The organism is cyanobacterium endosymbiont of Rhopalodia gibberula (genome assembly GCF_003574135.1).
Taxonomy (GTDB): Bacteria; Cyanobacteriota; Cyanobacteriia; order Cyanobacteriales; family Microcystaceae; genus Rippkaea.
In genome coordinates, this window is the sequence record NZ_AP018341.1 from 2,494,951 (window position 1) to 2,507,016 (window position 12,066).

Below are 12,066 nucleotides of genomic sequence, written 5' to 3' on the forward strand. Positions count from 1 at the left end.
GATAGTCGGGGAAATGCGATTCAAGCTTATCCTCAGGTTAACCATAAAAGATTTCTTTTTATGAAAAAAAATTTAATTAGGTTCTCAAATAGTAAAACACGCACTCATTAGCGCTATTACAAAATGACGGGAGTTTACTGTGATAGCGCTGATGACATTCCCCACGGTAGCATTAAAGTACTTATCTTTGGGGGTTATAAGGAATAGCTTGTTGGAATTGTTTATGTTTCTCTTAGATTAAATAAAATTAACGAATCACTCAATAAGGATTTACTCACTTCAAGGGTTAATACTATCTCAATCGATAACAACAATCAGATTATTGCTGATGGTAGAGAAAAATTACAAAATTTAAAATTATTTAATCGAAAAGGCATAAATTCATTAAAAAATTAATAGTAGTAATTGATATAAATTGCTATAAATAGCTACTATAATCTGTTTTTAGTAAGTATTTCCAGGTCAAACAAGTTAACCTTAGATTAGACACTCTTAGTGTCTAATCATTTGTATCTATGCTATTTTATACGTAAAAAAACTAGAAATTATAGCTTTTCTAGTCCGAGTACTATAAATTAGTAGTTAATGATAATTTTAGTCTTTATTTATTAAAAGTTTACCATAGCTAGTCTAGAAAAGTTAAAATTATTTATATTAATAATTTAGCTATTATATTGATAATTATATCAATTTGTTTGCTTATTTAAATATTTTTTAGTAACAACTAAATTTCTGCTCTTTTAAAATTAAATAGGTAGCTATAAATGAACACAAAAAAATAAACCTCTATATTAATTACTTAAATATAAACTTTTATATTTAAGTAATTAATATTATTGTAGTAATTTTCTGATTTTTTTATTGAATGTTATTCCTCTTTTATTGAATCTAGTTGTAGACTATAAGTAAATAATGGTTCTTATTCTTATAATTCTGGTAGCCAAACTTGTGTGTAGGCTGGTATCTTATGCTCACTTTTTAAAAAGTGTTTTTTAGAAATTAAACTGATTTAAGTTAATCTATTTAATTCAACTGAATACTAATTTATCCAACAAAAATATAAGCATCTATTGAACAATAAAAAAATATACTAGAGACTAAGATCTTAGAGTATATAGACGTAGCTGTCCAAAGATGTTCAAGTCTAGTTAAATAGTTAAATTGTTAAATAGTTAAATTGTTGAATGGTGACATAACCTTTTTACAAATAGTTGATTGTTTAGTAAAATTTAGAATAAAATAATTCACAGTTATTGTGCCTAAAAACAATACATAAATAGCTTTACAAGCTGTTAACATATGAACCGTGGTTACATCTAAACCCCTAAAATAGGACAAGATGAGAGTACATTTACCGTTGGTATTAGTATTGCTACTTATACTTCACCAAGTGAAACTGTCGACTCGGTCGACCTGCGAACAGATAAACATCCGTATTATTTTGTACTAAAAATCACAAGCATAATCTATGGTTGCCCTTACTTAAAATTAAATTAACTAGTTATAGGACAATTAAACCGCTATAAAAAAATTCATGCAAAAAATTGAAAGAAACAATTAGCTTGATTAAAATTAAGATGGTAACTTATCTTTATTTTTAATAAATTTTTATGAGAAAAGTTTTCGTAACTTGTCTAATTAGTTTCCTTCTTACCCTTGGAATGAGTCCGGCTCGGACAGTGGAATTAGACGAAATTTTGCGTCGAGGTAAACTAATTATTGCCGTTAAAGATAATGTTCGCCCTTTAGGGTTTTCTCCTCAAAAAGGACAGCTTCAAGGATTTGAAATTGATGTCGCCCGTCAGTTAGCTGAAGAATTACTCGGTGATCGTCAAGCAGTTATCTTACAACCTGTTACTAATCAAGAACGTCTACAAATGATAATTGATGGCAAAGTCGATTTAGTGATTGCTAGGGTGACAGTAACAGCCTCTCGCAACCGTTTAGTTGACTTTAGCCCATATTACTATCTTGATGGGACAGGAATTGTCGCCAAACAATCCTATCTAAAAGGGTTACAGGGATTAGCTAATGGAAAAATAGCCGTTCTTAGAGCCTCTAGTGCCATATCTGTCATTCGTGAGGAATTTCCTCAAGCACAACTGGTTGGAGTAAATTCCTATCAAGAAGCCTTAACATTATTAGAAATTGATGCCGCCGATGCCTTTGCTGGGGACAATAGTGTTTTGGCAGGATGGGTACAAAATTATCCTTCTTATCGTCAGTTTCCTATCCGTCTATCGGCAGAAGCTTTAGGAGTGGTTATGCCCAAAGGTTTACAGTATAGTAGTTTACGCGATCGTGTTAATCAAGCGATCCTTCGTTGGCAAAAGTCGGGTTGGTTACAAAAACGAGCGGCATTTTGGGGACTTCCCTCGATAGTTAATAGTAAATAGTTGATAGTTAGTTTGTTCGTTCCAATGTCCATTATCCGTCACGTTAAGTCTTATGAATGAAATTCTTCTAAGAGTTTATTTATCTGGTATGGTCGCTTTTTTGGCAGGACTAACAATTTTTGTCTTATTTCAGATGGTTAAAACCAGCCATACAGAAAATCGTTTGTCTAAGTATCAAGAGAAGTTGAAAAAAAAGTGGATATCCTCAAAAGTATTATGAATTAGACAGTCTTTGCTTCGATAAAAATTCATATATCCAGTTCGTTAAACTTTTAGAAAAGACATTGAAAAGCAAAAAATAAACTAAACCTGAAAACTTAGTAATTCGTAACTATACTCTAAAAAGGCAATTAAACTTTATGAAGGATATACATTAGCTTTTAATAATTTGACTAATGCTTATGATAACAAGCAACTGATTAGTCAAACAGTGGAAGCCTACGAATAAACCTTATAATATAAAACCAAAAACAATATAGCAAAGTATCGTTCTAAGACATTAAAAAAGCGTTTATTTTGGATAAAACTGTTATGAATTACTTGTACTTATCAGATAATATCTTTATTTTATCCTCTACAAATAGAATCCTTTCAAACTAAAGACTTCATAAATTGTCTCAATAAGATCTTCGACAAGAAAAATAATAGCATGATTGACTAAAAATTAATAAATTTGCCAATTATTTTTCCAATAATTATTATTAATTTTCTATAAAAATATATATTTAATCATACGTTATTGACGCTTAAATCTAATAAAAAAACTAATATAGTTTTAATTAATTATTGTCAATTTATTCATTTTTTTATTACTTCACTTAAAGCGATTTATGCCGAATACACTAAAAACTAAAATAAATTAATATAACTAATTTTTTCTGGAAATAAGCATTATATTTAGGTTAAGTTTATCAGTAAAATGCGGACATTATCTTTCTGATTGAACATAATAACTATTTGACTATTTTTATTTGTATTTATAATCTAAAAAGATTTATTTTTTAACTAAACATACTAACTTAATCCTATTTTTTTACAAATACTTATACAAGAAGATTGAAATTTTCAATTTTTATAAATACAAAAAGAATTTTACAAACTCAAGTGAGTTAGCTTTTCCGAATTAAGTGTTATAATTAGTATGGTAAATACTGGTTTAATCAAACTCTACTTTTAAAAAAGTAAAAGTTAGTTACATAATAAGCTTATCTTCGTAATTAAATTGAAAAGCAGTTTCTAGCCACTCTTTTTAAAAAACTAAATACTCATTATTTGAGTTTTAAAATTTTTCTCATCTCCTCTCTTATTTGATATTTTTTTACCAAAATTGAGGACACTCTTTTAATTCTATCAAAATTTTATATTGACTGATACAATGATAGCTAGCTACTTTTACATTATCAAAATTAATTATCTAAGTAGTAAAATTAAGTAATAGGTTAAATTATATTTTTATTTAATTGCTAATTTTGATTATAAAATTTATTTTTCTTAATCCTATAATAGAATATTTGCTATTTATTCTTTGTAAGTAAGTGTTTCATCTGTTTATATTCGAAAGAATTTAGACTTATATCAATTTCGTTTATATAGTTTTACTACACCTAATAAAGAGAAACTAGTTTAGTTGAAGTTTTCAGCAATAATCGATAAATAGATTTGCCCTTATTAAGAGAAGCAATTTCTCTTTCTGTAGCAATATAAAATGGGTTTTTTACTAACCAATTTTCTGAATGTTGTTTCTTAAAATTAGGATGCTCTAAAAACCGTTCTTTCATTTCCTGAGCAACTATCTCTATATCAGATTGTAAAAAAACTGTTCCTCCATCAGCTAAATATTGTGCTAACGTATTAACCAATTCTGTCTGTACAATACGTCGTTTTAGGTGACGATGTTTAAACCAAGGGTCTGGAAATTGAATTGTCACCCATTGAAGAACATCTGGGTGTAAAGAAGCAAGTAAAGGACTCAAAAATAAGTTAATATTACAGAAGAAGAAGTGAAGATTTGTCAGTCCTAAGCGATCACGGTATTCATTAGCTTCTGTCACTAACGGTTCTCGAATTTCTATTCCTAAGAAATTTGTTTTTGGATACAAAGAAGCCATTTTTAATAAGAACTTTCCCCTTGCACATCCAATATCCAAATGAAGCTGTTGTGCAGAGTTGCCGTAGATACCTTCCCAATGAGGAAGTGTGATTGGTTGGCGATACTTATCACTAAGTGGATTAACGTGTTGACGAACACGGACTCGTCCCAAAATGAATCCCTCCTATACTTTTCTATAAAAAGAAGACTCTACCATCGTTATAGTATATGAAATTTCGCTTTGCCATTATCAGTGATACCCATTTAGCAGTTCCCTACACCATAAATCATGACCCTACCCGCTTTTCTATAGTAGAAATCAGTATTTTAGCTATAGAAAAGGTATTTAGTCATTTAGAACAACTTGATTTGGATTTTCTCTTAATTCCAGGGGATTTAACTCAGGATGGAGAACCTGACAATCATTCTTGGCTGCAACAACGTTTGGCGATCTTACCGTTTCCAGTATATGTCGTTCCTGGTAACCATGATGTTCCTACCCTGTATTCAACACAGAACACCATTGGTTTTCGAGAGTTTCCCAATTACTATCGTTCTCATGGTTACAATGATAGTCATCAATGTTACTATACCCATGAAGTTTTGCCAGGGGTGCAATTGATTGGACTTAATTCCAATCAATTTAATGGAGAGGGGAAACAATTAGGTTGTTTAGATGAAAAACAATTAACCTGGTTAGAAAAATTACTTCCTCAACTTAAAGACCAGTTAATTTTGGTAATGATTCATCATAATGTTGTTGAACATTTACCAAAACAGGCAAATCATCCTCTAGGTAAACGCTATATGTTGGATAATGCCTCTTTGTTATTAGACCTCTTAGAAAATGCAAGTTGTCAGCTTATTTTTACCGGTCATTTGCACGTTCAGGATATCGCTTATCATAATAATATTTACGAAATTACGACGGGTTCTTTGGTTAGTTATCCCCATCCCTATCGGATTATAGAAGTTGAACGAACATATCAAAGAAGTATTAATCTTAATATTAAATCCTATCGAGTCGACAAAGTCACTGGTTGGGAGAATTTAACCAGAATGTCTCGTCAGCTACTTGGAGAACGCTCTTTTCCTTTCATGATCAAATTATTGATTTCTTCACCCTTTGAAATATCTATGAAAGAAGCTGAAAAATTAGTTCCTTATTTAAAATATTTCTGGGCTGATATTGCTGAAGGAGATCACTTATTTGATTTTCCTGAATTTCCTACAGAGATTCGCAATTATTTCCAAAAATTTGGAGCAGTTAAATCTGATGGAACCTCTGCCTTAATCGATAATTACGCACACCTCAAACTATAAAGAAACAAATGATTTTTAATTAGGTAATCGTAATGCATCAACAGAAAGACTATTCTCAATTTTGATTGAGATCAAGATTTGAAACGACTTGCAATGGTAGAATGAACAATTAAAATAGTGCAAACACAACTTTTGATTATCGTCATCTGAAAAAAATAAATTGTTAGCTCACCTTTCAGTCTAATTTTAGCAACTTGCAACTACTTAGTCCTTATTGTATAGAATCGCCTTAAACGTGACTACCCAAACACCTGATATAAACCAACCCACAGAGACTTTGTTAGCAAAGCCTGTCGAAGAAAACATAAATCGCCAAATTATAGTTATTCTGGACTTTGGTTCCCAATATTCAGAATTAATTGCTCGTCGTATTCGTGAAACAGAAGTTTACTCAGAAGTTCTATCTTATCGAACTACAGTTGAACAGATAAGTCAGCTAAATCCCCAAGGAATTATTCTTTCGGGAGGTCCTAATTCTGTCTATGATAACCGCGCTCCTGAATGTGATCCCGAAGTCTTTCATCTAGGTATCCCTATCCTAGGGGTTTGCTATGGAATGCAACTTATGGTTCAAAAATTAGGAGGACAAGTAGAAAGGGCAAAAAAGGGCGAATATGGCAAAGCATCCCTACGTATCGATGATCCCACGGATTTACTCACCAACGTTGAAGAAGGTACAACCATGTGGATGAGTCATAGTGACTCCTGTACTAAACTCCCCGAAGGCTTTGAAATTTTAGCCCACACCGATAATACTCCTTGTGCTGCGATCGCCGATCATCAAAAGAAACTTTTCGGGGTTCAATTTCACCCAGAAGTTGTTCATTCCGTGGGGGGGATTGCCCTAATTCGCAACTTTGTCTATCATATTTGTCGATGTGAACCGACTTGGACAACCGAAGCTTTTATTGACGAATCTATTCGAGAGATTCGTGCTAAGGTCAAAGATAAGCGAGTTTTATTAGCTCTCTCTGGTGGTGTAGATTCTTCTACCTTAGCTTTTCTTCTCCATCGTGCCATCGGAGATCAGCTAACTTGTATGTTCATTGATCAAGGGTTTATGCGAAAAGGAGAACCCGAAAGATTAGTAGACATCTTTAATAAAGAGTTTCATATTAGTGTTGAGTATGTAAATGCCAGAGAACGATTTTTGGTACAACTTAGAGATGTCACTGATCCCGAAACCAAACGACGTCTTATTGGACACGAATTTATTCAAGTTTTCGAAGAAGAGTCAAATCGTCTAGGACCTTTTGATTATCTAGCTCAAGGAACTCTCTATCCTGATGTGATTGAATCTGCTGACAGTAATGTTGATCCGAAAACGGGAGAACGGGTAGCTGTAAAAATTAAAAGCCATCACAATGTAGGAGGACTTCCCAAAAATCTCCGCTTTAAATTGGTAGAACCTCTGCGGAAACTCTTTAAAGATGAAGTTCGCAAACTTGGCCGGGTGATAGGCTTACCTGAAGAAATTGTCCGTCGTCATCCCTTTCCTGGCCCTGGGTTGGCTATTCGTATCCTGGGGGAAGTTACTTCTGAACGTCTTAATTTAATGCGAGATGCAGATTTCATCGTGCGTGATGAAATTACTAAAAATGGAATGTATCATGAGTTGTGGCAAGCATTTGCTGTACTTTTACCGGTACGAAGTGTGGGGGTAATGGGAGATCAACGCACCTATGCACATCCTATTGTTTTACGGTTGATTACCAGTGAAGACGGGATGACCGCTGATTGGGCTAGGGTTCCCTACGACCTACTTGAAAGTATCTCAAACCGCATTGTGAATGAAGTTAAAGGGGTTAATCGTGTCGTTTATGACATTACTTCTAAACCCCCTGGAACCATTGAATGGGAGTAAAATGCTATGTGAAGACAAAGGGTAAACTTCCTTTCACCCCTCCCCCACTCTCTAAAAGACCTATTGGTAATCTCAGAAAAGTTTTGTCGTTCAACTTCTTTATGAGACCTATTCCTTTCTTACTAAACTCTTATTATATTAAGATGAACCGCCACCTGAATATAATTGACTATGAAGTTATGCTGCGACTTACAAGTTTAGGACCGGAACAAAATCTTCTAGACAAGACATTTGTATCTTACGATGCAGGGTGTGGAACAGGGGCAAGAATAAGGTATTTAATTATGCTGACCTCCGATACTGACATTGTGGGAATTGATTTGAGTAAAAAAGCCTTAGAAATTGCCCAGGAACGTTGTTAAAAGTCAGGAGTTGCTGCTAAAGTTGCTGCTAAAAACAAAGTATCCATTAATTTTAACCATATAAAACTAAAAAATGCCGTCTAATTACTAGGAGAATTTAAATTAATTAATTGTGTGGGTGACTTTAGCATTTACTTGATTCCATCACTAAAATTCAAGCACTATCTCAAGGAACTGGACCCAGGAGGAATCTTTCATATTTTTGTTTATACAGAATTGGAACATTGGAAAATTAAATTGATACAATGGGCGATTGCTCTCCTTCAAGGAAACAAACAAAAAAACTACAAGAATAAGATTTTTGTAGTCTAAAAACTTTTTAAGTTAATACCATAAAATAACTGAATTATTAAGTAATAAAAAAGACGATGATTATAAGAAAACCAACAGGTTAGGTTTGTTGTTAAGATATATATTCATACACAATAAATAGATTATGATACTGATATTTTGTTCTAATTAACTAAAGTATTTAGCTTAAATTTTATTAGGTTTTCTAATCTTAGATATTAGGGATTATACAAGTTAATTAAGAATACTGAAAAGTTAAAAAATGGCCAAATAATTTAAGTAATCGCCAACAATATTGATTAGCATAATTACTTGCTCCATAGAATATTACCCATTACATATTTTTCTTAGGAAGGCTATCATTAATAAAATAAAAATGGATTGGAAAAAGAATAAGTTACTATTAACCATAGTTCCTTAACTTCATCTGTATCTCTATGGTTGGCCTCTTCAGAGTTTACTCAATTATGATTATTAGTTCGTCAATTTAACAGGTCTAGAATACTATTCCCTGTAAGAGGGAAATGAAAAGACAACCGTTAAAGAACTATTAATGAATATTTCTTTGGACTTAAGAGCAGTCAGGTTATTACAAAAATGGGGATCACTTATCAAAAATTACTAGTGATTGTTGATAAGTGATGAAATCTTAAACTAACATTCCCTTAGAACTGGGAACAGCATGGGAACGACGGAGATCAATTTCTAAAGCCATTCGCATTGATCGCGCAAATGCTTTAAAAGTTGCCTCGATAATATGGTGAGAATTAATACCATCTAATTGACGAATATGTAGAGTTATTTGGCTATGATTAACCAATGCTACAAAAAATTCACGGACTAGTTGAGTATCATAGGTCCCTACTCGTTGGGTGAGAATTTCTAACCCATAATTTAAATGAGGTCGTCCCGAAAAATCTAAAGCTACTTGAATTAACGCTTCATCTAAAGGGGCGATAAAATGTCCAAAACGAGTTATTCCTTTGCGATCGCCTAATGCTTCAGCTAATGCTTGACCGAGGGTAATACCCACATCTTCATTAGTGTGGTGATCATCAATTCCTAAATCTCCTGTAGCCTTTACCTCTAAATCAATTAACCCATGAGAAGCAATTTGATTAATCATATGGTCTAGAAAAGGAATTCCCGTTGCTGCATGGCAAATTCCCTGACCATCCAAATTTAGGGACACTATCACATCAGTTTCCTTGGTGGTGCGTCTGACGAAAGCACTCCGAGTCGAGAAAGGAATAGAAATGGGAGATTGAGGGGAAGATTGGGGCTGCATAGATTCAAGTTAACAGTTTGATTTTATTGTTTTAGGATATCAATTCTAAGGGAATGTGGGATACTTTCCACCTGCCGATGCGTCTGGCTAGTGAAAGACAGTCAAAGATTATGGTAGAATTGTCGCGATTTGTAACATGTTAGCCTAGATATTCTAGAGCAAGTTTTTATAAAAACTCCCGACTTCTACTTAATTAAACCCTAAATTAAAGATTTATTATGAAGCTATTAGATTCTAAAGGACGTTTATTCGCTAAAGTTAGTATTTTGGATCTTGGTGCGGCCTTGATTATTTTCCTGGTGATTATAGGTATTTTTATCGTTCCTGGAAAATCAGGGGTAAGTACCATCGCGCAAGCATCAAAGAAACCTATCGAAGTTGATGTTATTGTTCGAGGTTTAGGCATACGCAATCCTGAGTCGTTGATACAGCAATTTGAAAATGAAAAAAAAACTAATATTGTTATTCGTAATCAACCAGCAGGAGAAGTTTATGTTAAGGATATTCAGCCTCTTCCACGTACAACAGTAGTTCCTCAACCTGATGGATCTGTTAAAGCACTTCCCGATCCTAGACCAGAAGTCGTATTTTTTAAAGATATGATTTTAACCTTAGGAGGAGAAGCTCAAATTACGAACACAGGAGCAGTGTTAGGGAATCAAAAGGTTAAAATTGGTACGTTAATTGAGTTAGAAGGAAAAGATTATAATTTCAACACTAGTACCATTGATGTACGGATTCTCAATTAAAACAGTTCACTGGCTACAGCCGAGTGGATCTTATAAACATCGCTACTTTTAATTTTTGACTCAACGAATCCACTTAAATTATATACTTGACAGTATGTAATTGTTTCTTATTTGTCCGTGGTGTTTTTTATTTACTTTGGGAAAGAATTTTTTGTCAAAAAAATAGAATACTTTCCAATTTTTTTGTGATTTGCTATTATAAATATAATACAAGGTGTGATCTCATAGGGGAGATTATATTATGCACTATATTTTACACTTAAATTGATTAGCATCGAGAATAAACGGCAAGAGTTCGTGATCACAAATCATTCGGGGTTGTCAGTTGTCATCGCAATTCATAACTATTTCGGACATTTGCAGTTTTATTAAAAAATAACCAGTGGTTATTTTTTCAATGGCACAGAATTTGACAGTGACGAGTTCAAAGTTAAGAAATTATAAGAAAAAATCCACAATATTGATGATAAATAGTCTTTTTTCATGTTCTTGAAACTCTATTTCTACCGTTGACACAATATTAAATACTAAAAAAATAATTGCCAGACTTAGTAAAAATCTAACTAAATAGTAAGTTAAAGTTTCAATAAGAATCTATGCGAAGTCATTAGGTCACAATTCACTTAGAGATTATTCATAAGACAAACTTTTTCTTAACTTTCATGTTGACTCTCAATTCGACGTTTATTTTTTAAGTTAAGGTTAAAATCATGTCGAATCTAGTGAAAACTATTCGACATGATTTTAACCGGAAACAACCTATTTCCCTGGTGAGATGATTTTTAATTCTGGAGACAAAGACTATATTTATGTATGGTGTTATTGAAGATGAGAAAATCATCGAAATAATTCACAAAGTGTGCGATAACTTTATTTTTTACCTCAAAATTTTTTCGCTCTAATCCTAATGCCTTATATCTAAAACTATATCTGAATTTAAAGCCGATTTTCAACTCGTGAAATCATTATACCCTAAATAATTTTTCTAGATTTAGTTTGAAATTATCCTCCGAGTTTATATCTACCAATTTCTAATAAATCTCTAATCCCTGTTATACCTTGTGCCATAAATAATAACAAAGCAAGACAATTTAAAATAATGTGAACACTGCGCCAACGATTAGAGCAATCTTGATAAATATTTTCAATAATAGCCAAAGAAAAAATCATCAGCAAAGCAGCTAAAATACCAAAATAGAAATGAGACATGTACCATTGATTATCTCGACGGAATACCCCATCTTGAAATCCTAAAATCACTAGTCCTATTCCAGTTAAAGTTGCAAAAACTCCTCGCCAGTGCTTATGTCGTGTTTTCTGAAGAATTACCAAAGCAGCAATGGTAACTACAAACATTATTAAAATAAAAATAAAGAGAAATAAATTATTTGACCAAAGTCGATTATCAATAATGTTTTTCTCAATGGGATATGCTAATCCTAACAAGCTAACTATAACTACCGAACCTGATAACAAACGTCCCATCAAAACATGCTCTCGTCCAACTACTAAAAAAATTTTACTTTTTTTTTTGTTTAGATTCTTATTTAAAGTTTGTAAACGTCTTTGACGGGTTTGTACAGCTAAATAAGACACAATACCAATTAAGGGAAAGATAAAAATAACAGCAATTGCTGGATGAATAATCAGGAGAAAATCAACTGGCTTCATAACTTCCTAGAGAAATAATTTGGGTGCACTATA

General features: G+C 32.6%; 9 protein-coding genes. 6 read left to right on the plus strand and 3 right to left on the minus strand.

The features are described from left to right. The first annotated feature begins 1,661 nt into the window (after positions 1–1,661). Both RGRSB_RS08080 and RGRSB_RS10610 read left to right on the plus strand, forming a co-directional pair. Positions 1,662–2,396, plus strand: a complete 735-nt coding sequence (locus RGRSB_RS08080; protein WP_420822987.1) for a transporter substrate-binding domain-containing protein — start codon at positions 1,662–1,664, stop codon at positions 2,394–2,396. Between the two features lie 52 nt (positions 2,397–2,448). Then, on the plus strand, positions 2,449–2,616 hold the full coding sequence (locus RGRSB_RS10610) for a hypothetical protein (RefSeq protein WP_232014500.1): 168 nt from the start codon (positions 2,449–2,451) through the stop codon (positions 2,614–2,616). A 1,384-nt stretch (positions 2,617–4,000) separates the two neighbouring features. Here the strand turns inward: RGRSB_RS10610 and trmB are convergent. Then, entirely contained in the window at positions 4,001–4,657 is a 657-nt protein-coding gene (gene trmB, locus RGRSB_RS08090; protein WP_119260606.1) for a tRNA (guanosine(46)-N7)-methyltransferase TrmB, read from the minus strand. Between the two features lie 56 nt (positions 4,658–4,713). On the opposite strand from trmB, the gene RGRSB_RS08095 reads away from it, so the two are divergent. The 3 genes from RGRSB_RS08095 (at position 4,714) to RGRSB_RS10615 (ending at position 8,034) form a co-directional block, all read left to right on the plus strand. Beyond that, entirely contained in the window at positions 4,714–5,808 is a 1,095-nt protein-coding gene (locus RGRSB_RS08095) for a metallophosphoesterase family protein (RefSeq protein WP_119260607.1), read from the plus strand. A 256-nt stretch (positions 5,809–6,064) separates the two neighbouring features. Further along, positions 6,065–7,672 (plus strand): glutamine-hydrolyzing GMP synthase, encoded by a 1,608-nt coding sequence (guaA, locus tag RGRSB_RS08100; RefSeq protein WP_269460812.1) that lies wholly within the window; start codon positions 6,065–6,067, stop codon positions 7,670–7,672. 143 nt (positions 7,673–7,815) lie between these two features. Then, positions 7,816–8,034 (plus strand): methyltransferase domain-containing protein, encoded by a 219-nt coding sequence (locus RGRSB_RS10615; RefSeq protein ID WP_232014501.1) that lies wholly within the window; start codon positions 7,816–7,818, stop codon positions 8,032–8,034. A gap of 940 nt (positions 8,035–8,974) precedes the next feature. On the opposite strand, the gene hisB is transcribed toward RGRSB_RS10615, so the two are convergent. After that, positions 8,975–9,613 (minus strand): imidazoleglycerol-phosphate dehydratase HisB, encoded by a 639-nt coding sequence (gene hisB / locus RGRSB_RS08110; protein WP_119260609.1) that lies wholly within the window; start codon positions 9,611–9,613, stop codon positions 8,975–8,977. A gap of 218 nt (positions 9,614–9,831) precedes the next feature. Between hisB and RGRSB_RS08115 the strand changes: the two genes are divergently transcribed. Beyond that, positions 9,832–10,362 carry a DUF4330 domain-containing protein gene (locus RGRSB_RS08115; RefSeq protein WP_119260610.1) on the plus strand — a complete coding sequence of 177 codons (531 nt, stop codon included), beginning with the start codon at positions 9,832–9,834 and terminating at the stop codon, positions 10,360–10,362. A gap of 1,002 nt (positions 10,363–11,364) precedes the next feature. Here RGRSB_RS08115 and RGRSB_RS08120 read toward each other — a convergent pair. Next, on the minus strand, positions 11,365–12,033 hold the full coding sequence (locus RGRSB_RS08120; RefSeq protein ID WP_119260611.1) for a DUF4079 domain-containing protein: 669 nt from the start codon (positions 12,031–12,033) through the stop codon (positions 11,365–11,367). Positions 12,034–12,066 lie beyond the last annotated feature (33 nt).

Excerpts from the sequence above, each read along its gene's own strand:
- RGRSB_RS08080 (WP_420822987.1), top strand. The coding sequence starts at position 1,662 with ATGAGTCCGGCTCGGACAGTGGAATTAGACGAAATTTTGCGTCGAGGT.
- RGRSB_RS10610 (WP_232014500.1), top strand. The coding sequence starts at position 2,449 with ATGAATGAAATTCTTCTAAGAGTTTATTTATCTGGTATGGTCGCTTTT.
- RGRSB_RS08095 (WP_119260607.1), top strand. The coding sequence starts at position 4,714 with ATGAAATTTCGCTTTGCCATTATCAGTGATACCCATTTAGCAGTTCCC.
- RGRSB_RS10615 (WP_232014501.1), top strand. The coding sequence starts at position 7,816 with ATGAACCGCCACCTGAATATAATTGACTATGAAGTTATGCTGCGACTT.
- hisB (WP_119260609.1), bottom strand. The coding sequence starts at position 9,613 with ATGCAGCCCCAATCTTCCCCTCAATCTCCCATTTCTATTCCTTTCTCG.
- RGRSB_RS08115 (WP_119260610.1), top strand. The coding sequence starts at position 9,832 with ATGAAGCTATTAGATTCTAAAGGACGTTTATTCGCTAAAGTTAGTATT.
- RGRSB_RS08120 (WP_119260611.1), bottom strand. The coding sequence starts at position 12,033 with ATGAAGCCAGTTGATTTTCTCCTGATTATTCATCCAGCAATTGCTGTT.